The following is a 25,539-nucleotide window of genomic DNA, read 5'->3' on the forward strand; positions in this document are numbered from 1 at the left end:
TTGTCCGAGCGCTCGAGCGCCAGCGGAGACGACGAGAACGCCACACGTTTTGCCACGCCAGTTGAACGGTCACGCGAGATGGCCGGTCAGGACGGGGCGAATAGATCGCAAACAGCCACGTTCGAGTGGCGAGTCCTGCTCGAGCGACTGTGTTTTCTGTACCCGCCGGTGATCGGCGTGGGCGCAATCGGCGTGGTCGGCGAACTCGGTCCGGGAGTGCCGGGTCTACAGGAGGCGCTCTTTCTCGTGGCCTCCTTTGGCTACACACTGTTGACCCTCGGGCTCGCTGTCGCGTTGTACGCCGATATTCGAACCCAGCGTAAGGGCGGTACGTGGGAGCCGAATCCCGGCGTATACCTCGCTCTCGCGGTGCTTCTGGCACCTCTGGCCGGAGTCGTCTACCTCTCGAGACGACACCGAGTTCACGGGACTCCAGCCGGCTGGCCACACTGGTGGCTCGTCGTCGCCGTGTCGCTCGGAACCACACTCTTTGGTCTCTTTGCCGTGATTATCGCCGTCGTGTACCAACTCCCGACCCTCCTCATCACGGCCGCAGGGTTGGCTGGCGCAGTCGCGTTGGGTGCGTTCCCAATCGCGCTCTATCAAGACGCAGCCTACGTCACAGGGAAGGGGCGACGATGGCGACCGAACCCGGGAATCTACCTCGGTCTGGCCTTCGCGAGTCTCTTCGTCCCCGTTTTTCAGCCGCTGCTCGCTAGCTACTATCTCCTCGAGCGGTGGCGAACGGTCGGTCTCGACCTCGAGTGATCGAAGCCGTACACACCTCCGGGTCGGATGACTCGTGCGTCGCCCGTCTACAGAGAGGTTTACAGCAGTGCAAGGAGAATGCCCCGAGGCGATTCACGGAGACTGCTCTCGCGTTGGAATCTCTCCCAGTAGTGCCACCAGAAAACTTATTCACACCAAACAATGTGTCGATAGTATGAAACGTCGAGCAGTCCTCCTGGCTAGCGGTCTCGCTCTCCAGACAGTCGCTGCGGGGTGCCTCGAGGGAGACCCTGATACGGAGGAAACCGATGACGGAGCCAAAACGGACGATGGGACTGATGACGCAATGAGTACCACCGAAGGCGGTACCGAGTATCTCGACGTTGTGTTATACTGGGTCGATCCGGACGACGGAGACGACACCGACTGTCTCTCGATGGACGACGAGCGATTCGACGACGTCACCCTCTTTCGAGAGGCGTTCGCCTATCTCGAGGACAACCCGCCCGAAACCTGGTACGACGGTGCCGAACCCGGTGCGGAAGCGATAGCAGCGACCACCGGGCCGGAAACAGACGAGGGGGAGCAGGCAGCAACCGCCTATCGGTCGGTTTTCGAGGACGACACCGGCGTCACGGACGGCGTCCCCGAGGCTTACGTTCGTGGGGCGAGAGCGGCGAGTGACGCAACACGTAGCCACACAGTCCCCTGTCTCGAGCACGACGGCAACGTGATCGCGTTGCTACTCAGAGTTGAACAGGAAAACTAATCGGCACTCGGTCAGGGCCGCATTCCCTCGGGAAGTGGGACCCGTTCCGGTTCGCCCCCGTCACAGCTGTGTGAGTGCAGGAACCTCGAGTTTCGTTCACGGTTCTCGAAGTCGTCCATCGTCTCCATGGTCACGTCCTCGGTGACCACGTACATATCGATGTTCGTGATCGTGATTCCGTGTTCGTCCTCGTAGGTCTGACAGAGATGATGGGCGAGCAACGTCGGCGTATTACTGCTCGAACTCGCCCGCCGGACGCTGTTCATGTAGAACCGTTCCCGATAGGTCCCATACTGCGTTTGCAGTGGCTCGTCGGGCCGGTCGAACGTCAATGGCCGGTCGTTATAGACATCGAGCAGTTCACCTTCTTCGGTCTGAGCGACGAACACGTAGTACCGATCCGTGGTCCGTGGGTTCGGCGCGAACACCGTCCAGTCCGGCTGGTCGATCATGTAATCGTTCGCCGTCTGCTCGATCTGTTGTTTGTGCGGCGAATCGCTATCGACCAGGGCGCCCGCCGGGAGATACGGGCCGACCGAAAAGAGAAGCACGGTGAGCACGATAACCGCAATCGAGAGCGAGTAGAGCTGTTTGCGCATCTGGACGTAGCTCTCGTCGGTGATCCGCACGTCGGGGACCGACCGCGCGACCGCCTCGAGTCTGTCCGCTCGTCGTGAAACCCCTTCCAAGTCCAGGCCGAGATACTCTGCAACGGCCTTCGAATCCTCCCAGAACTCCGCCTGCAAAAACAACAGCAAGCCCGCCAGCGCGACGTAGGCGAACGCGCCGATACGGACGGTGATAGCGAACGAGAGGTGGCCAATAGCGAAGATGCTGATGAGTGCCATCCGCTTTCGCCCGACGAGAATAATCAGTAACGGCGAGATGACGAGGATGGCGAACCAGACGAGACCACCGATCCCGAGCAGCGTCGGGAACTGTCGAACGACGGGAGCCAGGAAAAACGTCATATCGTCGAGGCCGAGGACCAGCGGGGCCGCCTCGCCGGTGCCCCAGACGTCGGACTGGAGTTTGTGATAGCCATTGAAGAAGTACATATAGACCATCTGAAACAGGATAGCCCCCGAAGCAATGCTCGCGATAGCTGCCCGCGGCCGGCGTTCGCGATGAACGGCATCTATCGACCAACGCTCACCGAGTGGCAAGAAGATCGCCCAGAACAGGAGCAGTCGAAACAGAACGTCGGCGTAACTGGTGATGAAGGGATTGTGATAATCGAGTGAGATCACGAACAGGAACGAAAGGATCATCGCGATACGGGTCCGGTAGCCGACGATCAACTGGATCGCGATCAGTACCTGCACTACCATAAGGCCCGCAATAACGGTCGGGTCCGTTGAAATGTGGTAGAACGAGAACGCGGTATCCGAGGTAACGGCCATCGCGTGCGAGCGAGGAACGACGCCCTCGTCGGTGTAAAAATACCAGAAGTTTCGCGAGCGAGCGAGCACGTCGGCGACGATCAGTACGCCGACGAAGACACGAAACACTGCCAGGGTCCGGGTATCGATCCCTATCGAGCGCTCGAGGTTGCCCCGTGCTCGAGCCCCGAGTGCCGAGAGCGTCGAGCGAACGTCACGCTGCATCTGCTTGCAGAGTGTAAACCGGCTGGTATATCTCTTGTGGTCCTAGCCAGCACGGACTCGAGAGAGAACCCACCCCCTGCGTCGACACTCGAGGGGAAACTGAGGGATATACTTAAGTATCCATCGGACAACGGGTCTGCTAGCAATGGCCATAGACCCGCAGTTCAACGAGAATCGAGAGAAAGTCGGAGAGGAAAACGGTGTTGCCGTCTGGGGACCGATCGACGAACCCGAGCAACTGGGCATCCGTGGCACGCACGTTGCCGTCGACTACGACATCTGCATCGCCGACGGTGCCTGTCTCGAGGACTGCCCAGTCGACGTCTTTAGCTGGGTCGACACGCCCGGCCACCCCGAAAGCGAGCGCAAAGCCGAACCGACGAAAGAGGCCCAGTGTATCGACTGCATGCTGTGTGTCGACGTCTGTCCCGTCGATGCAATCGACGTAGACGCAGGTCGAACAGCCTGAAAAAGACCCTTATTCCGCACGGTCGACGTTGACCTGCTCTTTGAGCGTCTCGAGGCCATCCGCCTCGGCGAGTTCCTGCAACCGCTCGCGGAAGTGCTCCTCACAGAGCCCGACCCTGAGACCGTCAGATTCGGCGGCAAACGCCGCCTCCTGGTCGCAGTAGTGACAGTTCATGTTCGTCCCTACGTAGTCAGTTGCATTGAACCCTGCGTTCTCGACACTCGAGGTACCCAAAATCGAAACTCGTTGTCCGTTCACTCGAGGTTTCCCGATTACGGCGATGGCAACTCGAGTGCGTCATAGGCGTTTCGAGAGAGACCAGCGAGACCGAGACGGTCGTCGTGGGCGTCGCTGCCGCCGGTGACCAGCAGGTCGTGACGCTCGATGGCGCGGTCGACGGGCGTCAGGTCGACGGGGCCGCCGTAGGCGTACTCGCGTTCGACAGCGTCCAGTTTTTCCGTCAACTCGAGGGCGTGTTCCGGATCGGGATACCGGAGCGGGTGGGCGAGCGAGACGACCGAACAGGCCTCCGAGAGGATTTCGCGACCTGCGTCGAACGGACACACGTCTCTGGGGACGAAACACGGGCCGTCGTTGCCGATGAGGTGATCGAACGCTCCCTCGTAGTCGTACTCGGTGTCGGGATGGGCATCGATGGCGCGCGCGACGTGTGGTCGCCCGAATCCGGTTTCGACGTCGAGATTCAGGTCGATCTCGAGGCGGGATTCGACGTTTTCGACGATGGCTCGCCCGCGCTCGATTCGGTTTCGCTGAATGCGTTCGACTTCCGCCGTGAGTGCGTCCGTCGCCTGGACGCCGTAGCCGAGCAGGTCGATTCGCTGACCGGTCTCGGTTTCCACCCGAAGTTCGATACCGTGGACGATGGTCACTCCCTCGCGTTCGATCAATGGACCATCGAAGGGCTGGATTCGGTCGTGGTCGGTGATCGCGACGACCGAAACGTCGGCACGGCGGGCCACGGCGGGCACGTCCGAAAGCGCGAGCGAGCCATCCGAGCGCGTCGTGTGGACGTGCAAATCTGCGTACGGCATACTCGAGGGTGTTTGTGGGCTCCTAAAGCGATTGTGACCGAGAACGAGGAGTGTTGTACAATGGCATATAAGGACTCGAAGGTATTGGGACGCCTCGTAGGTTGTTTATGGACAATGTTTATAATTATCGTTCAGGTTGGTTTGGGTGTGATGTTGCGTAACCGAACCGGCGAGCGGATCGATGCCCACCAGTACCCTGCGACGACGGCGGAACTGATCGAGGCCTACGGCGAAGAGCGTCTCGAACTGCCAAACGGCTCCGAACGTATCGCAGACGTACTCGGCCGTCTCGAGAGCGAGACGTTCGAATCCGCGGACGACGCCCGAATGGCCGTCTACTCTGCGGTGAGTAACAAGGCGGTCGGCCGCGTCGGCTACTCCGATCGCGATCCGACACCGCTCGGGAGCCCGTATGCACCCGAGCCGATGTCGTTCTAAATTGACATCCTCCCGCGCCTGAAGACGCGGGAATCCCGACCGTGGTTGGGATATTACAGAAAGTCAAGGAGAAAGTCCACGACTTGAGTCGTGGGTGGATGTCAAAGTTCGATCGCTTTGTTCGCGTCGTCGATCTCGTCCCAGGACACCTGTCCCTCCTCGAGGATTCGGTCCGGCTCGAGAGCAGGGTCGTTCAGCACGGTCACCGCCGCACCGACCGGTGGCCGGGGTTCCGGTGGGCCATTTTCGGCCTCCCCTGATTCGTCTTCGTCAGCCCCGTTTTCATCGTTTCCATTCTCGTGGTTGCCGTCCCCGTTATTCCCGTTCTCATCGTTGCCGCCCCCGTTATTCCCGTTCTCGTCGTTGCTGTTCCCGTGTCCGTTCGCCATTTCGGGAATCGGCTCGGCACCCGGCCCGCTCGCCTCTCCGACGACGAGTCTGGCAACGTGTCCAAACAGTTCGTGGGGGCCACAGTGTACGTCGTACACGCCCGGTTCCTCGAACGTGTACAGCCAGGACGCGCCGACCGGCAGGACCGGCGAGGAAAACGGCGGGACACCGTCGGGAACCCGTTGTTGGATGCCGAGTGCCGGGTGAAACGCCGTCACGCTGTGGTGTGGCGTGACGAGTTGAAACTGCACTGTCTCCCCGGGCTCGAGGGCGAGTCCCGTCGGTTCGAAGTAAAACTCCGGAATCTCGCGGTCGTCACGAGGTGCGATGTATGCGTCGACCGTATGATCGGGTTCGACCGGGAATTCGACGTCTCCGGTCAACGCCGAAAATCCGAATACTGGATGGACGTCGTCACCCGACCGATCGACCCACGAGTCGTTTTCCGATTCGTCGGTGCCGTCTGTTTCGTCACGCTCCTCGTCGTCACCCGCCAGTACCGAGCCGGTGCCGAGCGTGGCAAGCACCGCGCCTGCGCCTATAGCCTGTACGACCGACCGTCGATCGAATCGAACTGTCCCGCTGGTTGCGCCGCTCTCGTTGGTGTGCATGTCTCCGCCAGTCCCGGCGACGGAACAGAGCATAAAGCTATCATACAACAAACATCTGGACAGTCACGACTGTCATCGCAGTTGTCACCAGCGGACACCCAAATCCTCGCGCCGTCCCCCATAGACACCGCTCGAGTCTCCACCGACTCCGTCAGGCATCGAGAAAACGACCGAACCCGCCGACTGTTCCGGGTTCGCCCTCCATGCAAAGTGGGTGAACCATGTGCGCGGGAACACGCTCGTGAAAACGAACTAGTGGTTCGTCAAGCCTGAACGTGTGGCCCGAACCGATAGCGGTTGTCAGGTTCGGCCCACACGTCGACGCTTGACGGAGTACTAGTGGCTTCCCAAACCGGCACCTGTGGGTGAAGTCATGCGGTGCAGTTCGGTTTCACCAACAGGTGCCGGTTTGGGAGGGTACTACCCGACGAACGAAATAACGTCCTCGAGCGCCAGCGGCACCGATCCCTTTCGGTACCCCTCGACGTGCCCGTTCGGCCGCGTCCGATAGACCACAGCAGGGCGATGTCTGACGTCGGGCTGTTCGCCTCGAACCATCGCCCACGCGTCGTCGGGGAAACTCGAGCAGTCGACGAAGAGCGTCGCACCACCGCCGTGGTTGGCGAGTTGCCCGCTCGTTTTGGTCTCGGCCGTGTCTCTGACGGCCGCAACCGGGCCAGCAGCCGCACGGTTTGCCGGCGGCTGCGGGCGGGTAACTTCGACGAGGACGTTCGTATTCGCGGTCGGATCGACGGCTCGGTAGTCGAGGGAGTGTCCCGTCGCTACCTCGATTTCTGGCGTGATTTCGTAGTCGGCGTCGACCAGGATTTTGGCCGCGATGAACTCCGCCATCGCTGCACTCATCCGAACGCGATCGACGTGGGAACTCGTCCCGAGCTTGCCCGCCATCACGTGTCGGTAGTCGTCCAGCGCACCGGTCTGAAGGATGTTCTCGATGAACCGGGTCGTCTCCCGACGGCTCGCATCGGGGAATCCAGCTGCGTGTTCGCGGAAGAACGCACGGGTGGACTCGCGGCCATCTTTGGACATGAAAACCGGGAGGAAAAACCACGAGATGTACGGATAGTCCGCGAGCCACGGGTCGCGCTCGTGCAGCGTCGCAAGCAGTTCGCGCTGGGCCCAGCGCGAGACCTGGTAGGGAACCGTTTCCCAGTCGACCTTGTCGGTTCGCCACAGCGAGGACGGCGTTTCGGTGTTGCCCATCCAGTAGGCTTCGTTGCCCGAGCGGGCGAACAGCGCGAGGTCACCGTTTGCCATTTCGAAGCGGTGCGTGTCCCACGAACCGCCGATGGCGTACCATGGACCGGCGTCTCGAGCGCCGAGGTTACTATCGAGCGGTTTGAAAATCTCCTGTCTGACCCGTTGCTCGCTCCAGGACTGGGGCGAGTATCGAAAGCGAAGCGGCCGTGCCACGAGTACCAGTACGCCCCGAGCAGTGATACGTGTTCCTTTCTTTCGGACCGTAGAATGTGAACGACCGTTACATTCATAAGCGACAACTGCCTACGATGTGTGTACTTACCATGTCAATGGGTGCCTATGACGAAGACGAACACGAGCGCCGCGAACGACAGGCCTCCAAAGTCGACGCTGACTTCGACGACGAGCGAACGATCCACCACGGAAAGATAGAGTACGACTCGGGCGATTCGACCGACGCACTGCTCGATACGTTCCGTGAGATCAAATCCAACTAGCGTATCGACGGTTTTCGGTAGCCAGTAACGGACCGAGAGCGTCGCGTGCATTTTGCGTGCGAGCAAACCGCACCCTTACCAGCCGAAGGTTTCCGGTGCACCGCGTGCATTCTCGAGGGCGGCTGCCAGCGCCGGGTCAGGTGGCTCGTCCGCCGCGACCCGACCCCACTCGTCGATTGCCTTTCCGGCCCAGGAGTCAGCCGCCAGCACCGACTCGTAGGCGCGTTCGCGGTGTGGCTCTGAGAGCGCGACCGTGCCGGGAGCCGACCCCGCCGCGACGGCGACGAACGTCGCCCGATCCTCGACCGTCGGTTCGCCCGCAGCGAGGCGTTCGATACGTCCCTCGAGTTCGTCGGGCCCCGGGTGAACGAACAGTTTCTGCCCAATAGCTTGCGGGCCCAGTAAGAGGCCATCGACGGCACCCTCGTCGACCTCGACCGTCTGGAACGGTGTATCAACCCCCGATTTGGGCTCGCTCGAGGGCGTTTCGTCGCTCGAGTCATCGTCATCCCGAAGCAGACGTGTCCCCCCAAACGCCGACTCGACGCGCTCACACTCGGTTTCGTGCTCGAGGGCGACGTTGTGAGCAGGGTACTCCGCACATTCTTCGGGATAGTGGTCTTTACCGTGGATGCGACACTGCAGCGTCGTCGGATCGAGGAAGACACAACTCGGGAGCCACGCTGGCTCTGCGCGATCGAACGGGGCTACCGGCTTCGGCGGTTTGGCGAGGCCGACGAAAAACACCGGCCGGCCGCCGATAGCAGCGAGTTCGTAGCCGTCGATACTCACCGAATCGTCACTCGAGTCGGCCGCCCAGAGTCGCGGCACGAGCACGTCGCCGTACCCGGCCTCGAGCATCTCGCGGACGTCGTCGCGACTGAGCGGGACGAGATTGTACACGTCATCGAGCGCCGCGCGTCGTCTGGGCTCCCGTTTGTGCGTCGTCTCGTCGTGTGCGTCGCCGGTGTCGGATTGAGAAGTGCCCTCGAGCAACGGTCGCCAGTCGATACAACAGCCGGCACAGCCCTGACAGGACACCCGCATACCAGATGCTTCGTCGTCAATCGGTATCAATCCGCGGCCGACATCGGTGACTTCCTCCAAACAGTCGAACGCACTCAGACAGCCAGCAGATTCCCCTGACCGTCTCGACAGTTCCAGAAGGGAGTACAACACTTACCCGCCTCGCTTGCTAACGGTACCGTATGGGCCGAAGCACCTGCGACGGCTGTGGTCGACCGGTCTCGATCGCCGGCGGCATCGCCAACCTCTGGACGTTCGGCGACCGCGACGGAAGCGACGGCTCCGCGATGACCCTCGAGTTCGAGGACGGCTCGAGTCATCTGCTTTGTTATCCATGTATCGAGGCCCTGCCGGAGAATCCGACTGCCGCGGACCTCGAGGAACTGGACAACGGAGAGAACTATAGGGATTAGCAGGGCAAGCCATAGTTTTGCTTCAATCGTGCCTAGAGTTTTACAGAAATGTGGTGATGAATACAGGGCGCGAGTGTTGCACGATTGCCCGGTCAATTTAAGACTGCTGTGATCGGTTAGTGGAAGATAGGCAGTTACCGAATGGGTATCGATCTAATCGAACTATGTCAAATGTCGCTTCAATTAAAATCCGGAAAGTAGCATACGTTTGCGGCGACAATTTCGAACATACAACTACTCGATCCGAACGGTCACTCGCCGCCGTCGAGATCGGCGTTCCATCCGTCCTGCAATCGGGCTCCCAACTCAAAAGGGCCATCGAGTGAATACCCTGCGTCTTTGCCGCGGTCGTCTGTGACGAATTCACCTCGTGCTGTAACTACTCCCGACCGGTCGACGCGGACGAACGATTCGTCCATGTGCGTCGTCAGACCGAGTCCACTACTCTCACTGTGGCTACCGTCTGCAAGTAGGCCGTACCGTACCTCGCCGAGGGGGGTCGCGTTCGGATCGACGAGTGCCATCTGCTCGAACACCCGGTAGGTCTGTCTTTCCCGTTGTATCCCGAGTCGCCGACGGAGCGGTTGTATGGACAACTCGTCGCCAATCATTGCAATGCTGAGTTCGAAGAACGTCGGTGGTGCGGCCGGGTCGCCGGGTGGTTGAATTTCGCCGCCGAATCCAGACACAGACAGTTCGTACGTCTCACCGCCGATGCTGAGGATGGCTTCCCCTCGATTGTCAGGGACGGCTACGTCCGCGTGTTTCGTTGCCCATCCTTCGGACGGATCGATGTCCAGTTCGATTGGATCTACGTCGTTGTCTCCGACAGCCTGGTCGTCCCCAGTATGGCTACTGTTCTCATCGTCGTCGCTGTCTCCGTCAGACTGTTCGTCCCCTGAACGGCCACTGTTCTCATCGTCGTCGGTGTCTCCGTCGTCACCTCCCGTACAACCTGCAATACTTGCTAGAGACGCGCTGGTACAGAGTGCAAGCCACTGCCGTCGGCGAAGTTTCGAACGCATGCGGTATCTATGCTAAACATATGTACATATATAAATAATTCTTTTTTGTTTATTACTGGATGCACGCAGATTTTTCCAAGTACGGTGAACTATTCCTGTCTCAAAGAACGAGCAACGTTAGCGACGATGTCGACTTGAATGTAGCCTCAGAAGCCGATTTGATGCGGTATCGAGTTGTTCTTGGAAAAACCGGTCATTGGTTGTAGTTTTTTGCGCATCAAGTCTCAGCCTATACCACATTTGCACCCTGTATCTTGGACGGCAGCGCGAACAGTATTGTAACTGATAGACTGTCCACCGGTGTGTTCACGCAGCTACAGTGTAATGATTTACTAGTATCGATGTGAAATCAACGGTGGCCGAGTGCTGAGTTCACACTCTATATTCATCACACCGGATACAACGTATCTGTGATCTGCCACACCGAAAAGTATGAGAATCGACGCTAACCCCTATAGTTCACGAGGGCAACATCCGAAAAGCGGAAGGGGTGGGATTCGAACGCCACGAGGCCGGAAAGCCACCGCGTGTCACACGGACACGACGGTACTCTACCGCTGAGCGACCCTTCCGTGCCCACTCGGAATTCGCGCTGGCCAATTGTAACACTCCGCCTACCCTCGAGTACGCGCCACCTTCTCGAGTGAGGTTATCGCGTCTCACCGACCCGAGTCCGGAGCCTTTAGGACGACGGCCGTCGGTTCCTCGAGTGGTGAATCCCGACCGGATCTTCGACGCGTTCCCCGCGCCGAGCTATCGCGGCAATCAGCAAGCGGCACTCGGCGACATTCGTGACGCTTTCGAAGCGGGCAACGACGTGGTCCTCGTCCGCGCGCCAACGGGCAGTGGCAAGAGCCTCCTCGCTCGAGCGGTCGCCGGCTGTGCGCGAACGGCAGCCGAAGGCGACCCCGTCGACGCCACGGGAGCGTACTACACGACCCCGCAGGTGTCACAGCTCGACGACGTCGCGGGCGACGACCTCTTGCAGGACCTCAACATCATCCGCGGGAAATCGAACTACACCTGTATCCTCCCCGGCGAACTCGACACGCCAGTCAATCAGGCACCCTGCGTTCGCGAACGCGGCTACGACTGTTCGGTCCAACACCGCTGTCCGTACTTTTCTGACCGCGCCATCGCCTCGAACCGCGAAATCGCGGCGATGACGCTGGCGTATTTCATGCAAACCGCCGGCAGCGAGGTCTTCCGAAAACGCGACGTGGTCGTCATCGACGAAGCTCACGGCCTCGCCGAGTGGGCCGAAATGTACGCCACAATCCAGCTTGGACCCCGTACCGTCCCGTTCTGGGACGATCTACGCGTCCCCGCCGTCGACTCCGTCGAACGCGCCGTCCAGTACGCCGACGCCCTCGCCCAGCAGTGTACCCGTCGCAAAGACGAACTCCTAGGCCAGCAGTCGTTGTCGCCGGGCGAAGTTCGCGAACGCGACCGACTGCAGGAACTCATCGGCGAACTCGAATTTTTCGTCAAAGACTACCGAGACCCACAGAGCCCCACGACGTGGCTGGTCGATCAGAGCGAACCCGAGACGGGCAGTACTGACTCGAGCGAGGATGACGACCCCGCTGGCGGAGCGCTCACGATCAAGCCGATGGACCCCGAGCGCTATCTCCGGTACACCGTCTGGGACCGGGGCAACAAGTTCGCGCTGCTCTCGGCGACCATCCTCAACAAAGACGCCTTCTGTCGCCACGTCGGACTCGAGCCCTCCCGCGTCGCGCTGGTGGACGTCGGCCACACCTTCCCCGTCGAAAACCGGCCGCTGTACGACGTCACACAGGGGAAAATGACCTACGAGGAGCGCGAGGAAACTCTCCCGAAGATCGCCCGAAGCATCGTCCGGATCATGCAGAAACATCCCGACGAGAAGGGGCTGATCCACGCCCACTCGTATGCGATTCAGGACGAACTCGAGTCGTTGCTCACCGATTTCGGCGTCGGGAACCGTGTACGCTCCCACACGCGTGACGACCGGAACGCCGACCTCGAGGCCTGGAAAGCGAGCGACGATCCGGACGTATTCCTTTCGGTGAAAATGGAGGAGGCACTGGACCTGAAAGGCGACCTCTGTCGCTGGCAGGTGCTGTGTAAAGCGCCGTTTTTGAACACGAGCGACTCCAGGGTGGCCCACCGCCTCGAGTCGGGGCAGTGGGCGTGGTACTACCGGGCCGCCTTACGAACGGTGATTCAGGCCTGTGGCCGCGTGATTCGCGCCCCCGACGACTACGGCTCGACCTACGTCGCGGACTCGAGCCTGCTCGACCTGTTCGAACGCGCACGGACGGATATGCCCGACTGGTTCGCAGCACAGGTCGACCGCCTCGAGACGCCCGACCTGCCCTCGTTCGAGCCGCGAACAGCGCTGGATTCGGCCGGCGGGAGTATCGGCGGCGGGTCGACTCGCTCGAAGACGAGTTCCTCGAGCAACGAGACGGGGACGTACGAACGAAGCCGCAATCGTTCGGGAACACGCTCACGAAGCGGACGCTCCTCGAAACGGAGTCCGCTGGCCGACGTCTGGGACACAGACGGCTAGAAAATAAACGTCGCGCCCCAGGCGATCATCGACGTGACCATCAGCAGCGAAAACAACACTGCGATGATCTGGTTCATGCTCATAGCCAGAGATTCACGCTCGGAACCTATGAATTTGACGACCAGCACTGCCGAAATCGGTCGTGTAGCTTCAAAGATGGCTCGGGTCGCTGTTTCAGGCGGCTCGAGGCACTGTTCTACGACCCTCGATACGATAGGGAGAGGACGCTGTCCCGTTCTTTTGGAAATAATATCCCTGTTGGTGTGTTGTTGGATTGATGTTTTTGGGCGATCTGCCGCACACAGAGGATCGATGCAGCAGGTGAAGACCGAATGTTCCGCGGTCGAGCTGGTGAGCCAACCGGCCAACCCAACTTCGTATCGAATACCTCCGAAAAATCAGAAGCCGAGTGCTAACCCGTTAAGCCGGTTCATTAACGAAGGAGAGTACCTCGTCGGTGAAGCGATCTGGCGCGGTGAGCGGTCCAGCGTGTCCGTGGCCGTCGAAGGTGACGACGTGGGTGTTCGAAAGCGCGTCATTGACCGCTTCGGTCGTCGACCGATACCACTCAGGGCTCTCGCTACCGGTCAAGAGTAATGTCGGCGTGGTCACGTCCGCGAAGCGGGCGGGATCGAATTCGTACTCCGGGATCCTCGCGTACTTCGGAAGCAGTGTTGGGAACCTCTCTACATACTCTTCCCACGTGGGCGCTGATCGAACGACGTCCAGTTCTTCCGACGTCCATCCCGCGATTTCTTCGATGAAGAATACGTACCCCTCCTCGAGTTCTCCGGCTTCCAGCAGTGACATCATTTCGATTCGATCCGCATCGGAGACGTCCGACCTATCAACGAAAAAGGCGGGTTCGTACAAAACGAGCCCGCTGAGATTGTCGGTTCGCAGGGCCGCTTCCAAGCTGTAGAAGCCCCCTGCGGAATGACCGAGGAGGGTCACTGGTTCGTCAATCGACTCGACGACAGCAGCCACGTCCTCGAACTCCCGGTCCGGTTCGTACGCCTCGGCATCACCGCTCTCGCCACGCCCTCGACGGTCAATTGCGTAGACCGTGGTGTCCTCCGCGAGTATGGAACGGACGTCGAAGAGTTCCCATATTCTGTGATCAGCGCTGGCACAGTGGACGAGTACGAGCGGTGGCCCGCTTCCCGTCCGTGTAAACGCGATTTCAGTCCCATCTGCGGAGGTGACGATTTTCTTTTCAGTCGTTTCGTCTGGTGCTGTTGACTCATTCATGTCTGCATCCCCCGCTATCTCCCTATTCGTACCAGTCACATGATAGCAACTGCTGCGAGATTTGCAGACGGTGAAAGAGACGCAACAGGTGACGAATCAGGCGTAGCCGATACGTGCGTTCTATTTACGGAGTATTTATGTCAATTTATCAGAAGTTCCCCGAACCGAAATGAGAGTAGTTAAGCTAGGCGTGTTACCGAACCATTCGCTCGATTTCGGTGACCAGAATATCGCTCGCACCCGCGTTCTTGAGTTCGGTTATCGTCTCGAACACCGACCGTTCATCGACGACGACGTGGACCGCGACCTTTTCGCCGTCGCCGTTCGCGATGTCCATGATCGTCGGCCCGCCCATCCCCGGAATCACGTCACGGACGGCCTCGAGGCGGTCGCGCGGAACGTTCATCATCAGATAGCGTTTCCCATCCGCGGCGAGCACCGACGAGAGCGCCGTCCGAATCTCCTGTACCTTGGGGTCATCAGCGACGTCTTCGTGGGCGAACAGGCGAACGGAACTCGAGAGCACCTCCTCGACGATGGCGAGACGGTTCATCTTGAGCGTCGTGCCCGTACTCGTGATGTCGACGATGGCGTCGGCCATCTCGACGTGCGGGGTGAGTTCCGTGGCCCCGGTCACCTCGACGATGGAGGGGTCGAGACCGCGTTCTTCGAAAAACCGTCGGGTAATCGTCGGGAACTCGGTCGCGACCGTCTTCCCCGCGAGGTCATCGACCGCGGTGATGTCCCCGTCTTCGGGAGCCGCCAACACGAGACGACAGCGGCCGAACTCGAGGTCCAGTAGCTCTTCGATGGCGCCGACATCCGCTTCACGAACCTGGTCCAGACCGGTGATACCAACGTCCGCTGCGCCGTCGGCGATGTACTCCGGGATGTCGGCCGCTCGAGCGAACAGGATGCTCACGTCGGGGTCGACGGTGTCGGCGTACAGTTTGCGAGCAGCCCCGTTCTCGAGATGGAGCCCCGCCCGCTCGAGGAGGTCGATCGTCGGATCGTGCAGACGGCCCTTGTTGGGGACGGCGATTCGCATTGGCGACTCTTGGTGGCGGGGAAGGAACTGTCTTTCCATGTCGAGGCGTGTTCGAGGGCTCGGTGACCGGTGACTCGAGTGTTCGCCGAAGCGCAGACGGTGTTTGTATTCCAGCCATCGTTTTCGATTTTAAAGTCAGTGGCGATAGCAACCCGACAGAACCCGTTTGAACGACCGAAGCCCACGCCAAAGGCGAGAGAAAACCGCTGACGAAACGAGAGTACAAATCCTCGGATGGACGGGAAGTGGACGGATATCGGCCTCAACAGAGGCTACCGCCGTAAGCAGGTTCAGGAAGCAGACTGATTTGTAATCGAAGAATTACCGCCCACATTTTCTTGGTTTCAAAGGCACAAATCGCTTCAATCTACATCCCGTACACCTAGGTATGACGACCAGACACGCACACCTCGAGATTACCGGGATGTCCTGTGCGACCTGTTCCGGGAGCATCGAGGATGCCGTCGGCGCACTCGAGGGTGTCGAAACGGCAAGTGCGAACTTCGCGACGGACGAGGGGACGGTCGCGTACGACCCCGAAGTGGTAACGCTCGAGCAAATCGTCGACGCCATCGCCGAGGCCGGCTTCGAAGCCAACACGGAGACGGCGTCGATCACCGTCATGGGGATGTCCTGTGCCACCTGTTCGGGGACGGTCGGCGAGGCGCTCGAGGCGCTCCCCGGCGTCGTTTCCGCGGACGTGAACTTCGCCTCCGACGAGGCGCGAGTTCGCTACAATCCGATGGATATCTCGCTCCCCGAGATGCGTCGGGCTATCGAGGAGGCGGGGTACGAACCCGTTGCGGACGACGAGGCAGACGAGGCTGCAGGAAGCCAGCGCGAGCGGGCCGTCGAGCGAGAACTGTCTCGACAGCGCAAACTCGTGATCGGTGGTGGTCTCCTCACGCTCCCGTTCGTCCCGATCATGCTCGCGATGTTGGGCCTGGTTCCACCGCTGCACGAACTGCTAGGAATCAACGAGGGCGTCCTCCGTTGGACCGAATTCGTTCTCGCGACGGTGCTGATGGCGACGCTTGGCCGGGAGTTCCTCGTCGGCGCTTACCGCGCTTTTTCACATAACCGACGGGCAAACATGGACACCCTGGTCGCCATGGGGACGTCTGCGGGTTACGTCTACTCGACGGCCGTCCTCACCATCGGGCTTACCGGCAGCCTCTACTTCGAGGCCGTCGCGTTCATCCTCTGGTTTATCACGCTGGGCAACTGGCTCGAGGTACGCTCGAAAGCCCGTGCCGGGAACGCCCTGCGGGAACTGCTCGAGATGGAAGCCGAGGACGCGACGGTCGTTCGAGACTACGGCGAGGACGGCGGCGAAGAAGTCGCCGTTCCGCTCGAGGACGTCCAGGTCGGCGACGTGCTGAAAGTCCGACCGGGCGAGCGGATCCCGACCGACGGCGTCGTCCTCGAGGGTCAAAGCGCCGTCGACGAGTCGATGCTGACCGGCGAGTCCGTCCCGGTCGAGAAGAGCGACGGTGACGACGTCGTCGGGAGTACCATCAACGAAAACGGCGTCCTGTACGTCGAGGCGACGAAAGTCGGCTCCGAGACCGCGCTCAAACAGATCGTCGAACGCGTCAAGGAAGCCCAGTCGCGCCAGCCCGAGATTCAGCGGCTGGTCGACACGGTGAGCGCGTACTTCGTCCCCGCCGTGATCGTCAACGCGATCATCTGGGCGACCCTCTGGGCACTGTTCCCCGACGCCCTCTACGGCGTCTCCTCGTGGGTCGGCTCCTGGCTGCCGATTCTCGCACCGGTCGGCGGCGGCCCGGTCGTGGGCGGCGTCCCCGTCCTCGAGTTCTCCGTCGTCGTTCTCGCCTCGGCGCTGTTGATCGCCTGCCCCTGTGCGTTAGGGCTGGCAACACCCGCTGCGACGATGGTCGGTTCCACGCTGAGTGCGACCAACGGCGTTCTCTTCAAAGGCGGCGACGTGCTCGAGCAGGTTCGGGGTATCGACACCGTCGTCTTCGACAAAACCGGCACGCTGACCCACGGCAAAATGACGTTGACCGACGTGGTCGTCTTCGACGACGCACGGCCCGACGGCGGCGACGGAACGCGACCCGACGGCGGGGCCGTTGCCGAACGGACCGAGTCGCTCGAGTCGCTGGTCCTTGGCGCGGCGGCGACCGCCGAATCCGGCTCCGAGCATCCGATCGCTCGCGCCATCGTCGACGGGGCTACGGACAGGGATATCGAGGTCGGCGACCTCGAGACCTTCGAGAACGTTCCCGGCCACGGGATCCGGGCCGAAACGACGCGCGGACGAGTCGTGATCGGCCGGCGAAAACTCCTCGAAGACGAGGGTATCGATCCGAGGGCTGCCGAAGAGACGCTCACGCGACTCGAGCGGGAGGGCAAAACGGCGATTCCGGTCGCCGTCGACGGCCAGTTGCTCGGCGTCGTCGCCGTCGCCGACGAGGTACGTCAGAGCGCTCGAGAAACCGTCGCCGCCCTCAAAGCTCGCGGCCTCGAGGTCGTGATGCTGACCGGGGACAACGAGCGGACGGCTCGAGCGGTCGCCACGGAAGTCGGTATCGACGCCGAAAACGTTCGGGCGGGCGTGTTACCCGAGGACAAAGCCGACCACGTCGACGACCTGCAAGCGGACGGGTCGCGAGTGATGATGGTCGGCGACGGCGTCAACGACGCCCCGGCGCTGACGACGGCACAGGTCGGCGTCGCCATCGGTTCGGGAACCGACGTCGCCATCGAATCCGCCGACGTGACGCTGATGCGTGACGATCCGGCGGACGTGCTGAAGGCGGTCCGTATCTCGGAGGCGACGATCGCAAAGGTTCGCCAGAACCTCTTCTGGGCGTTTATCTACAATACGACGTTGCTCCCGATCGCCTCCCTCGGCTTGCTCAACCCGGCACTCGCTGGACTCGCGATGGCTGGCTCGAGCGTGAGCGTGATGGCCAACAGCCTCTCGTTCGCCACCTACGACCCGCACGAGGACTACCGACCAGCGGTGTTGAAACCGCTGTACTGGCTGCGGCGATAAGAGTGGCTGGCTACAGCGAACCGGTCACTTTGCTGGCTACGGGAGGGACGTTTGGAAAGCCAACTTGCACAGGGGACCGTTGGTAGCCAATTATAGTAGCCATTGAAAGCCATTGCACACCCTATCGCAAGACGGCGTCGCGATAGGTGTGTAAATCGTTTCACTGGCTACTATAGCCGAACAGTGCGCTCGAGAGCGGCGCGTCCTCGACCTCACCGATGTCACCGACGAGCGCCTCCGCTATCGGAATCGTCAGATACGCCTCGACGAACGCCGCCAGCACGAGCAGGAACCAGCCGAAGATGACCAGCAGACCGGTTCGGTACAGATATCGTCTGGTGACGAACGCGTCTCGAGAGCCGCCGACTCGCTGCCCCAGTCGGTAGACGATTCGGAAACCGACACCCGCGGCGATGAACAGTGCGGTGAGTTCGAAGATTCCGTGTGGGGCCAACAGGAGAACTATTTCGGCGAATCCGGCCAACTGTCCGACGCTGTAAGCGATGTTGCCGACGAGGATGCCGTTGAAGACCATCACCGCGGCCGTCAGCAGTCCGAGCGAAGCGGCTCCGGCAATCGAAATCAGATACGGTGGCGTGTTCTGCCCGATGAAAAAGCCGGCGGTGAGTTCGAATTCGGCTGGCTCCCCGGTTTCATCCTCGAAGACCTCCTCGCCGAACTCCTCGCTCAGCAACTCGAGGAAGACGTCGATCAGGTCGACGCCGACGAGATACAGCAGGATGCCAAGCAAGCTCCCGAAACCGAACAGACCTGCGGCAAAGCCCACGTAACGCCGGTGTTCGGCCCACGCGTCGGTCAATGCCGTCAGCGGTCGACCCACATCGATGGCCTCGAGGCCGACGAACGCGGCGAACCCGACAGCGAGCAGGCTCGCACCGAGCGCCGGGAGCGGACTCGGCTCGGTGAACGCGAGAACGAGCGCCGTCACCAGCGTGATACCCACGAGGGCAATCGTCAACCGACCGGCCCCAGAGTTCGTAACCGTCTCCGTGCGTACCTCCATACTCTCGCTTTCGGTCAGGGAAGCGATAAATCCGCCGACTGAAGCTGTCGGGATCGACCATCACATACGGTCTCAGACCGGTACCCCGTCGTGGGACTCGAGCGCCTCCCGAATCGCCTCCCACGTGGGGTCGACGGCTGGTGCCTGAAACCAGCCACCGACGCTACGGTGTCGCCCCTCACTGTCCTCGCGTCTGTCATCGGCTTCCCACATCCGATCACCAGGGAGCGCAGCGCCGTCTTTGAACCCGCTCGAGGTCGCAACGACGGCGACCGGAGCCTCGAGTTCGAGTGTCCCCGCCTCGAGTGCGTTGCCATCGGCCGTGACGGCGCGAACGGAGTCGTCTTCAGCGCACTCGCCCTCGAGAACGTCGACCAATGCACGAAGTCCCGCGATTCCGGCGGCGCCGGAGGACTCCTGCCAGAAGCCAGTCCGGGCGAGTCCGTGCTGGGCGGCCTCGAGATGAAGTTCAGAGAAGCCGACGGCGAGGCCATCGCTCTCGTGGATCGCCCGCAGACCACGGACGCTGCTGGTCGTCGCCTTGATCGAGTAGGCTTCGGTCGGTTCGGCCTCGACGTGGGCGACCTCGGCACCCGACTCGAGAGCGTGACACAGCGGTGCCCGAACACCGGGTTCGCTGGCGACCAGCCGCGGGGTTCGATCGACGACGCCGAGTCCCTCGAGTTCGCGAAAACCTTTCCAGACCCCGTAGAGCAGTTCCGCGTAGCACGTCGGGATGACGACCGTCCCCGGAACCGACCCGCCAAACTGGCAGTAGAGTTCGTAGGCGATCGTCTTGTAGCCCTCCGGTCCCCAGGCGTGACCCGTGTGAACGGCCGTGCGGCTGCTGACGGGGTGGAAGCCATACGTCTCGGTCAGCCGATCGACCGCCTCCTGACGAACGTCGATGTCGTCGACGGCGAGGACGACCGCGCCGTAGCTCCTGATGAACGCCTGCACTGCCGCCGGGGTCTGTGGTGCCGTGAACACGACACAGGGGAGTCCGGCTCGAGCGGCGTAAGCGGCCGCCGCGGCCCCGTGGTTGCCCGTCGACGAAGCGACGACGCCCGCCGCGCTCTCGCGAACGGCCGCACTGACCGTACAGCGGTTGAGCCGATCCTTGTGACTCCAGGTGGGGTTCTGGGACTCGTCTTTGAGGAACACGGCTCTGTCGGGGCCGCCATCATCGGTCGATTCTCCTGCCGACTCGAGCCACGCCTCGAATCCAAGCCACTCCGCGAGGTCGTCCACCGGAAGTAACGGCGTGTTCCCCTCGCCGAGCGTGTCGGCTGCGAGCGGCGGGAGGAGGGGTTGCCAGCGCTCGAGACCTGGCGTTTCCCACGTCGAACCGGTTGGGTCGAACAGTTCAGTGTCGACGGCGTCGTAATCGTAGTCGACGCCCACGGGGTACTGGATCTCATCGGTACTCGTCTCCGAACAGCCGGCTGTCGGTGCCGGCTCGAGCGGGTAGGTGATCGACGGATCGGCGAGCGAGCGGTGACGGGTCGCCAAGGAGTCCTCAGGGGCCATCGAGTCGACCAACGGCCGGCCGCCACTTATCTGTGAATACCTCGAGTCAGGTGACCACACCGACGGATTCGAGACGATAGATAAAGGCCGCTCCGGCGGAAACCCTCGCCCAATGACGACACTGGCGATCGTAGACGGGCAGGTACTTCGCCCCGACGGAACCGTCGAGTACGCGGACGTGCTCGTCGATCAGGACGATGGAACGATTCTCGATATCGGCGACGACTATCGCTCGGCCGCCAGCACGGTCCTCGAGGCCGACGGCTGTCTGGTCGCTCCCGGGTTCGTCAACGGCCACACCCACGTCTCGATGAGTCTGCTTCGTGGCTACGCCGACGACAAACCCCTCCAGGCCTGGCTCCAGGAGGATATCTGGCCCGTCGAAGCGGCGCTCACGCCCGAGGACATCCGTGTGGGAGCCGAGCTGGGCATCCTCGAGTTCATCAAAGCTGGTGTCACCGCGTTCGCGGATATGTACTTCGAGATGGATGAAGTCGCCACCGTGGTCGAACAGGCTGGCGTCCGCGCCCGACTGGGACACGGTATCGTGACCGTAGGCAAAGATGACGACGCGGCGTATGCCGACGCCGAGGAGGGCCTGGAGGTCGCAATCGAACTCGACGGCGCCGCTGAGGGACGCATCTCGAGTGCGTTCATGCCACACTCGCTGACGACCGTTTCCGAGGACGTTCTCGAGACGTTCGTCCCGAAAGCCCGTGAAGCCGGTATCCCGTTGCATTACCACGCGAACGAGAATCGCGAAGAGGTCGACCCCATCGTCGACGAACACGGGGTTCGCCCGCTCGAGTACGCAGCCGAACGTGGCCTGCTCGAGGCGGGCGACTTCCTGGCTCACGGCGTCCATCTGGACGACCGAGAGATCGAGCTCCTCGCGGAGACGGGCGCGAGCGTAGTTCACTGTCCCGCCTCGAACATGAAACTCGCCAGTGGCATGGCCCCCGTCCAGGACCTGCTCGATGCCGGCGTCACCGTCGGGCTCGGAACCGACGGTGCGGCCTCGAACAACGACCTCTCGATGCTGGATGAAGCCCGCGACGCCGCCATGGTCGGCAAACTCGCCGCCGACGATGCAAGCGCCGTCTCCGCCGAGGCAGTCGTACACGCCCTGACCGCCGGCAGCGCCGACGCGCTCGGCCTCGACAGTGGCCGACTCGAGGTCGGCGCGCCAGCCGACTTCGCCGTCGTGGACCTCGACGCACCGCACCTGACGCCGGTCCACGACCCGGTTAGCCACCTCGCGTACGCCGCCACGGCGAGCGACGTCCGTCACACGGTCTGTGACGGCCAGGTGTTGATGCGTGACCGGGAGGTCCTGACGCTCGACGAGACGGCTATCTGTGACCGGGCGAGCGAACAGGCGACGGCGTTGCTCGAACGAGCAGACGGGTGATGGGCCACCGGTGAACGGGTGTCGAACGGGCCACCTCGAGTGAACGGTTCGAAGAACGGTTGGACACGGTTCGGACTCGAGCAGACGGACCGCTCGAAACGACGAACGGGCTGGCGGTAATGTGAGACTACACCCCCTCGTTCGTCCCGAACGGACCTGATACTTTACCCCCTCGAGCACCTACTGCTGGAAACTGACCCACCCAGATGAGTCCTCGAGTTTCCTTTGGCACGCTCAAACTGGTCGCCGTACTGGTGATCGTCATCGCTATCGTCGTCGCCGCAGGCATTACCGTCGGCCAGGCACCGGCGCTGTTCGGCGTGGACGACCCACCCGAAGCATCGATCACGTTCCCGGACCAGACCACTGACGGGAACAGCGTCGAAATCGAGTCGGTTTCGCTCTCCGACGGCGGATTTATCGTTCTCAGAGACAACACCGGCGCGGCACTCGTGGTCTCCGAGTACCTCGAGCCCGGCACGCACGAGAACCTGACCATCGAACGAGCGGCCGACGGGGCTGACCTCTCTGGACAACTCACGGCTGTCGTCCACCAGGATACGACCGACGACGAGCAGTACGTGTACGACGCGACCGACGGCGCTGAGGACCGACCGTACATGGACGCCGGCTATCCTGTGAGTGATTCCGCGAGCGTGACGTTGGCAGACCGCGACCCCGAGGCGGCCACCGACTCGTTCAGGGTCGACTCGATCGACGGCCCCACGTCGGCGACGACCAACGAAACGGTCACTTTCGAAGGCGACATCCGCAACCCGATCGGCGAGGACGCCCGCCAACCCGTCGAACTCCGCATCGACGGCGAGGTACGCGAGCGCCAACTGCTCGAACTCGACGGCAACGAAAACCGAGCCATCAGTTTCGACATCGACACCGACCGCCTCGAGCCCGGTGACCGAACGATCGGCATCTACACCAGAGACGACGGTGCGCTCGCCACGCTGGCTATCGAGTACGATATCGAACCCGACCTCGAGGTCATCGAGCGAAACGACTCGGCGGTGACGGTCAATGCAACCCTCCCCGAAGACGGCTTCCTGACGGTCGAAACCGACGGCCAGGACGTCCGCGGCGTGGGCGAGGAACTCGAGGCTGGCACCCACGAGAACGTCACGCTCGAGTTCGACCCCGACGGAGACGAGACGCTGTTCGTCGTGATGTACACCGGGATTCCGGACGACCACGACCCCACCGCAGACGACCACGGCTTCCCGAACGCCGACCCGATAACCGTCAACGGAGACCCTATTCGGGCATCGGTTCCAGAAGAAGATCCGCTCGAGGACGTCTGAGGACTCGAGGGAGGGAAAACCGTCGGCAGACATTGCTATTGAATTAAAAGTATAGTGAGCCGATAGTCTGGAGCAGTGAACCGATGGTCTGGAGCAGTGAACCGATAGTCTAGAGCAATGGACCGATGGTCGGCCAGAGAACCGGTGGCCGTGGAGCCGTGTCCGCACACGACGTGTGGACGCGGCGACCTCGGGGAAAGGCAGGCAGGTCAGTTCCATAGGCGAAGATGGACGGCGCGCTCGAGGCGGGATGAGACGGGCTGTCGATCCAGTACAGAGGAGTGGTTCGCCGTGGCAACCTAACCGACCGATTCTTACGGTCGCCATCCCTACCATCGCCCGATGGACGCGCCGCTGTGGACCGAGACCTACGCGCCAACACTCGAGCAGTTACCACAGGACGACGCCCGCGAGTACCTCGAGCGGGCCGTCGACGAGCCGATCAACCTCATCCTGCAGGGCCCGCCCGGAAGCGGGAAGACGGCAGCGGCGAAGGCACTCGCAGCGGCGGCCCACGAGGACCCGGACAACGATCTGGTGATCATCAACGTCGCCGACTTCTTCGGCCGGACGAAAACCGAGATCAAGAACGACCCACGGTTTGCGAGCTTTCTGACCGGTCGCTCGTCGATGTCCAAACGCGATATGATCAATCACGTCCTCAAGGAATCGGCCAGTTACGCCCCCGTCTCCGGAACGTACAAAACCGTCCTGCTCGACAACGCTGAAGACGTCCGCGAGGACTTCCAGCAGGCACTGCGCCGAATCATGGAGCAGCACCACCGAACGACCCAGTTCGTCATCACGACGCGCCAACCGACGAAGCTCATTCCGCCGATTCGCTCCCGGTGTTTCCCCGTCTCCATGCGCGCGCCCACGAGCGAAGAAACCGTCGCCGTCCTCGAGCACATCGTCGAGAACGAAGGCGTCGACTACGACGAAAACGGCCTCGAGTTCGTCGCGGGCTACGCCAACGGCAACCTGCGCCGGGCAATCCTGGCCGCCCAGACGACGGCCGAAACTGAAGGCGAGATTACGATGTCGACGGCCTACGAGACCATCGGCACCGTCGGCTACGACGAGGAGATCGAATCGATGCTCGACGACGCCGAAGCCGGCGAGTTCACCGACGCCCGTTCGACCCTCGACGACCTGCTCGTCGACGAAGGCCTCGACGGGAGCGAGGTCCTCGAAGAACTGCTTCGGGTGGCACGGAAACGCTATCAGGGAAAGGATCTGGCGCGGATTCACCGCCAGGTCGCCGATATCGAGTTCGAGATGACCGAAGGGGCAAGCGATCGAATCCACATCAGCCACCTGCTTGCCGAACTCGGCCGCGACGCCTAATCGACGGCAGTTTTCCAGCCGACTCGGAACCCTCGAGCGCCCCGTTTCGAGGTCGACGCCGATTGATCGGCTCCCATCGTGGGCAAAAAACGGCTATCGCCAGGGACGACGGCACCGCGATATTATACGACCGGCGTGAGTGCATACGGACATGCCAACGCTGCTCGACACCCACATCGTGAACCGCTTTCGTGTCCAGCCAAACCACGCGAACAACAACGAAACGCTCCACGGCGGGAACCTCATGAAGTGGCTCGACGAGGTCGGCGCCATGTCCGCGATGCGCTTTGCCGGCCAGACCTGCGTCACCGCCCGCGTGAACGAACTCGATTTCTCGAGGCCCATCGGCATCGGCGACACGGCCCTCGTCGAAGCCTACGTCTACGAAGCGGGCACCTCGAGCGTTCGCGTTCGCATTCGAGCCTGGCGTGAGGAGCCCCGAACGGGTGAGAGCGAGGAAACCACCGAGTCGAGTTTCACCTTCGTAGCAATCGGCGAGGACGGCAAACCGACACCCGTCCCCGAACTCACCGTCGAGAGCGAGGAGGGAAAACAGCTCCAAGAGCGAGCGCTCGAGGCCGAGACGAACTGAGGGGACGGGTGTCCCGATTTCCTGCCGGGAGACTGGATCGAACGCGACTGTCGTCGCTGTCGGTTCGGAGACATCGGCTCGAGTACGGACCTCCAGATTCGTTTGGAGACGACCGCTGACAGTACCCGCGGTGGCCCGTGCCAGCCTCGAGCGTTCAGTTTCGCTCATCAGATTACAATGTTCCACCCCTCTCG

General features: G+C 61.7%; 23 protein-coding genes and 1 tRNA gene. 12 read left to right on the top strand and 12 right to left on the bottom strand.

Annotation, left to right across the window (positions count from 1 at the left end; genetic code table 11):
- Entirely contained in the window at positions 1 to 768 is a 768-nt protein-coding gene (locus NLK60_RS10240) for a hypothetical protein (RefSeq protein WP_425499044.1), read from the top strand.
- Between the two features lie 175 nt (positions 769 to 943).
- Positions 944 to 1,498 carry a hypothetical protein gene (locus NLK60_RS10245; RefSeq protein WP_254807697.1) on the top strand — a complete coding sequence of 185 codons (555 nt, stop codon included), beginning with the start codon at positions 944 to 946 and terminating at the stop codon, positions 1,496 to 1,498.
- An 11-nt stretch (positions 1,499 to 1,509) separates the two neighbouring features.
- Here the strand turns inward: NLK60_RS10245 and NLK60_RS10250 are convergent, their stop codons facing one another.
- The gene (locus NLK60_RS10250) at positions 1,510 to 3,105 is read right to left on the bottom strand and encodes an HTTM domain-containing protein (protein ID WP_254807698.1); all 1,596 of its coding nucleotides are present in this window, start codon (positions 3,103 to 3,105) and stop codon (positions 1,510 to 1,512) included.
- 145 nt (positions 3,106 to 3,250) lie between these two features.
- On the opposite strand from NLK60_RS10250, the gene NLK60_RS10255 reads away from it, so the two are divergent.
- The gene (locus NLK60_RS10255; RefSeq protein ID WP_254807699.1) at positions 3,251 to 3,574 is read left to right on the top strand and encodes a 4Fe-4S dicluster domain-containing protein; all 324 of its coding nucleotides are present in this window, start codon (positions 3,251 to 3,253) and stop codon (positions 3,572 to 3,574) included.
- Between the two features lie 9 nt (positions 3,575 to 3,583).
- Here the strand turns inward: NLK60_RS10255 and NLK60_RS10260 are convergent, their stop codons facing one another.
- Together NLK60_RS10260 and NLK60_RS10265 are read right to left on the bottom strand one after the other, a co-directional pair.
- Positions 3,584 to 3,748, bottom strand: a complete 165-nt coding sequence (locus tag NLK60_RS10260; protein WP_252701266.1) for a DUF6757 family protein — start codon at positions 3,746 to 3,748, stop codon at positions 3,584 to 3,586.
- Positions 3,749 to 3,846: 98 nt separating this feature from the next.
- Positions 3,847 to 4,626, bottom strand: a complete 780-nt coding sequence (locus NLK60_RS10265) for a PHP domain-containing protein (RefSeq protein ID WP_254807700.1) — start codon at positions 4,624 to 4,626, stop codon at positions 3,847 to 3,849.
- Between the two features lie 150 nt (positions 4,627 to 4,776).
- Here NLK60_RS10265 and NLK60_RS10270 point away from each other — a divergent pair, with 150 nt between their 5' ends.
- A complete protein-coding gene (locus NLK60_RS10270; protein ID WP_254810466.1) occupies positions 4,777 to 5,064 on the top strand; it encodes a DUF5789 family protein in 288 nt (95 codons plus the stop codon).
- 101 nt (positions 5,065 to 5,165) lie between these two features.
- Here NLK60_RS10270 and NLK60_RS10275 read toward each other — a convergent pair whose 3' ends face one another.
- Both NLK60_RS10275 and NLK60_RS10280 read right to left on the bottom strand, forming a co-directional pair.
- Positions 5,166 to 6,065 carry a cupredoxin domain-containing protein gene (locus NLK60_RS10275; protein WP_254807701.1) on the bottom strand — a complete coding sequence of 300 codons (900 nt, stop codon included), beginning with the start codon at positions 6,063 to 6,065 and terminating at the stop codon, positions 5,166 to 5,168.
- Between the two features lie 420 nt (positions 6,066 to 6,485).
- Positions 6,486 to 7,499, bottom strand: a complete 1,014-nt coding sequence (locus NLK60_RS10280) for a DUF5784 family protein (protein WP_254807702.1) — start codon at positions 7,497 to 7,499, stop codon at positions 6,486 to 6,488.
- Positions 7,500 to 7,609: 110 nt separating this feature from the next.
- Here NLK60_RS10280 and NLK60_RS10285 point away from each other — a divergent pair, with 110 nt between their 5' ends.
- Positions 7,610 to 7,783, top strand: coding sequence for a DUF5786 family protein (locus NLK60_RS10285; RefSeq protein WP_254807703.1), 174 nt, complete (start codon positions 7,610 to 7,612; stop codon positions 7,781 to 7,783).
- A 75-nt stretch (positions 7,784 to 7,858) separates the two neighbouring features.
- Here the strand turns inward: NLK60_RS10285 and NLK60_RS10290 are convergent, their stop codons facing one another.
- The gene (locus NLK60_RS10290; RefSeq protein ID WP_254810467.1) at positions 7,859 to 8,830 is read right to left on the bottom strand and encodes a YkgJ family cysteine cluster protein; all 972 of its coding nucleotides are present in this window, start codon (positions 8,828 to 8,830) and stop codon (positions 7,859 to 7,861) included.
- 161 nt (positions 8,831 to 8,991) lie between these two features.
- On the opposite strand from NLK60_RS10290, the gene NLK60_RS10295 reads away from it, so the two are divergent.
- Positions 8,992 to 9,222 (top strand): DUF7561 family protein, encoded by a 231-nt coding sequence (locus NLK60_RS10295; protein WP_254807704.1) that lies wholly within the window; start codon positions 8,992 to 8,994, stop codon positions 9,220 to 9,222.
- 251 nt (positions 9,223 to 9,473) lie between these two features.
- On the opposite strand, the gene NLK60_RS10300 is transcribed toward NLK60_RS10295, so the two are convergent.
- Positions 9,474 to 10,247 (bottom strand): hypothetical protein, encoded by a 774-nt coding sequence (locus tag NLK60_RS10300; protein WP_254807705.1) that lies wholly within the window; start codon positions 10,245 to 10,247, stop codon positions 9,474 to 9,476.
- A 482-nt stretch (positions 10,248 to 10,729) separates the two neighbouring features.
- Positions 10,730 to 10,819 (bottom strand) — tRNA-OTHER (locus NLK60_RS10305).
- Between the two features lie 140 nt (positions 10,820 to 10,959).
- On the opposite strand from NLK60_RS10305, the gene NLK60_RS10310 reads away from it, so the two are divergent.
- On the top strand, positions 10,960 to 12,804 hold the full coding sequence (locus tag NLK60_RS10310; protein ID WP_254807706.1) for a helicase C-terminal domain-containing protein: 1,845 nt from the start codon (positions 10,960 to 10,962) through the stop codon (positions 12,802 to 12,804).
- 420 nt (positions 12,805 to 13,224) lie between these two features.
- Here the strand turns inward: NLK60_RS10310 and NLK60_RS10315 are convergent, their stop codons facing one another.
- Together NLK60_RS10315 and hisG are read right to left on the bottom strand one after the other, a co-directional pair.
- Positions 13,225 to 14,055: an alpha/beta fold hydrolase gene (locus NLK60_RS10315; RefSeq protein ID WP_254807707.1), complete on the bottom strand. Its 831-nt coding sequence runs from the start codon at positions 14,053 to 14,055 to the stop codon at positions 13,225 to 13,227.
- A 193-nt stretch (positions 14,056 to 14,248) separates the two neighbouring features.
- Positions 14,249 to 15,103, bottom strand: coding sequence for an ATP phosphoribosyltransferase (gene hisG / locus NLK60_RS10320; protein ID WP_254807708.1), 855 nt, complete (start codon positions 15,101 to 15,103; stop codon positions 14,249 to 14,251).
- 388 nt (positions 15,104 to 15,491) lie between these two features.
- Between hisG and NLK60_RS10325 the strand changes: the two genes are divergently transcribed.
- A complete protein-coding gene (locus tag NLK60_RS10325; RefSeq protein WP_254807709.1) occupies positions 15,492 to 18,128 on the top strand; it encodes a heavy metal translocating P-type ATPase in 2,637 nt (878 codons plus the stop codon).
- 160 nt (positions 18,129 to 18,288) lie between these two features.
- Here the strand turns inward: NLK60_RS10325 and NLK60_RS10330 are convergent, their stop codons facing one another.
- Together NLK60_RS10330 and NLK60_RS10335 are read right to left on the bottom strand one after the other, a co-directional pair.
- Complete coding sequence (locus tag NLK60_RS10330) at positions 18,289 to 19,152, bottom strand: stage II sporulation protein M (RefSeq protein ID WP_254807710.1); 864 nt, start codon at positions 19,150 to 19,152, stop codon at positions 18,289 to 18,291.
- 72 nt (positions 19,153 to 19,224) lie between these two features.
- Positions 19,225 to 20,682, bottom strand: coding sequence for a threonine synthase (locus tag NLK60_RS10335; RefSeq protein ID WP_254807711.1), 1,458 nt, complete (start codon positions 20,680 to 20,682; stop codon positions 19,225 to 19,227).
- A gap of 112 nt (positions 20,683 to 20,794) precedes the next feature.
- On the opposite strand from NLK60_RS10335, the gene NLK60_RS10340 reads away from it, so the two are divergent.
- From NLK60_RS10340 to NLK60_RS10355, 4 genes are all read left to right on the top strand, one after another.
- Complete coding sequence (locus NLK60_RS10340) at positions 20,795 to 22,093, top strand: amidohydrolase (protein ID WP_254807712.1); 1,299 nt, start codon at positions 20,795 to 20,797, stop codon at positions 22,091 to 22,093.
- 206 nt (positions 22,094 to 22,299) lie between these two features.
- The gene (locus tag NLK60_RS10345) at positions 22,300 to 23,406 is read left to right on the top strand and encodes a DUF7282 domain-containing protein (protein ID WP_254807713.1); all 1,107 of its coding nucleotides are present in this window, start codon (positions 22,300 to 22,302) and stop codon (positions 23,404 to 23,406) included.
- 342 nt (positions 23,407 to 23,748) lie between these two features.
- Positions 23,749 to 24,753 carry an AAA family ATPase gene (locus NLK60_RS10350; protein WP_254807714.1) on the top strand — a complete coding sequence of 335 codons (1,005 nt, stop codon included), beginning with the start codon at positions 23,749 to 23,751 and terminating at the stop codon, positions 24,751 to 24,753.
- Positions 24,754 to 24,904: 151 nt separating this feature from the next.
- Positions 24,905 to 25,345 (top strand): acyl-CoA thioesterase, encoded by a 441-nt coding sequence (locus NLK60_RS10355; protein WP_254807715.1) that lies wholly within the window; start codon positions 24,905 to 24,907, stop codon positions 25,343 to 25,345.
- Positions 25,346 to 25,539 lie beyond the last annotated feature (194 nt).

The organism is Natronosalvus amylolyticus, from assembly GCF_024298845.1.
GTDB lineage: Archaea > Halobacteriota > Halobacteria > Halobacteriales > Natrialbaceae > Natronosalvus > Natronosalvus amylolyticus.

Bases quoted from the DNA above. Each gene is read 5' to 3' on its own strand.
- NLK60_RS10245 (WP_254807697.1), top strand. From the start codon at position 944: ATGAAACGTCGAGCAGTCCTCCTGGCTAGCGGTCTCGCTCTCCAGACA.
- NLK60_RS10250 (WP_254807698.1), bottom strand. From the start codon at position 3,105: ATGCAGCGTGACGTTCGCTCGACGCTCTCGGCACTCGGGGCTCGAGCA.
- NLK60_RS10255 (WP_254807699.1), top strand. From the start codon at position 3,251: ATGGCCATAGACCCGCAGTTCAACGAGAATCGAGAGAAAGTCGGAGAG.
- NLK60_RS10260 (WP_252701266.1), bottom strand. From the start codon at position 3,748: ATGAACTGTCACTACTGCGACCAGGAGGCGGCGTTTGCCGCCGAATCT.
- NLK60_RS10265 (WP_254807700.1), bottom strand. From the start codon at position 4,626: ATGCCGTACGCAGATTTGCACGTCCACACGACGCGCTCGGATGGCTCG.
- NLK60_RS10270 (WP_254810466.1), top strand. From the start codon at position 4,777: ATGTTGCGTAACCGAACCGGCGAGCGGATCGATGCCCACCAGTACCCT.
- NLK60_RS10275 (WP_254807701.1), bottom strand. From the start codon at position 6,065: ATGCACACCAACGAGAGCGGCGCAACCAGCGGGACAGTTCGATTCGAT.
- NLK60_RS10285 (WP_254807703.1), top strand. From the start codon at position 7,610: ATGTCAATGGGTGCCTATGACGAAGACGAACACGAGCGCCGCGAACGA.
- NLK60_RS10290 (WP_254810467.1), bottom strand. From the start codon at position 8,830: ATGCGGGTGTCCTGTCAGGGCTGTGCCGGCTGTTGTATCGACTGGCGA.
- NLK60_RS10295 (WP_254807704.1), top strand. From the start codon at position 8,992: ATGGGCCGAAGCACCTGCGACGGCTGTGGTCGACCGGTCTCGATCGCC.
- NLK60_RS10300 (WP_254807705.1), bottom strand. From the start codon at position 10,247: ATGCGTTCGAAACTTCGCCGACGGCAGTGGCTTGCACTCTGTACCAGC.
- NLK60_RS10315 (WP_254807707.1), bottom strand. From the start codon at position 14,055: ATGAATGAGTCAACAGCACCAGACGAAACGACTGAAAAGAAAATCGTC.
- hisG (WP_254807708.1), bottom strand. From the start codon at position 15,103: ATGCGAATCGCCGTCCCCAACAAGGGCCGTCTGCACGATCCGACGATC.
- NLK60_RS10325 (WP_254807709.1), top strand. From the start codon at position 15,492: ATGACGACCAGACACGCACACCTCGAGATTACCGGGATGTCCTGTGCG.
- NLK60_RS10330 (WP_254807710.1), bottom strand. From the start codon at position 19,152: ATGGAGGTACGCACGGAGACGGTTACGAACTCTGGGGCCGGTCGGTTG.
- NLK60_RS10335 (WP_254807711.1), bottom strand. From the start codon at position 20,682: ATGGCCCCTGAGGACTCCTTGGCGACCCGTCACCGCTCGCTCGCCGAT.
- NLK60_RS10340 (WP_254807712.1), top strand. From the start codon at position 20,795: ATGACGACACTGGCGATCGTAGACGGGCAGGTACTTCGCCCCGACGGA.
- NLK60_RS10345 (WP_254807713.1), top strand. From the start codon at position 22,300: ATGAGTCCTCGAGTTTCCTTTGGCACGCTCAAACTGGTCGCCGTACTG.
- NLK60_RS10350 (WP_254807714.1), top strand. From the start codon at position 23,749: ATGGACGCGCCGCTGTGGACCGAGACCTACGCGCCAACACTCGAGCAG.
- NLK60_RS10355 (WP_254807715.1), top strand. From the start codon at position 24,905: ATGCCAACGCTGCTCGACACCCACATCGTGAACCGCTTTCGTGTCCAG.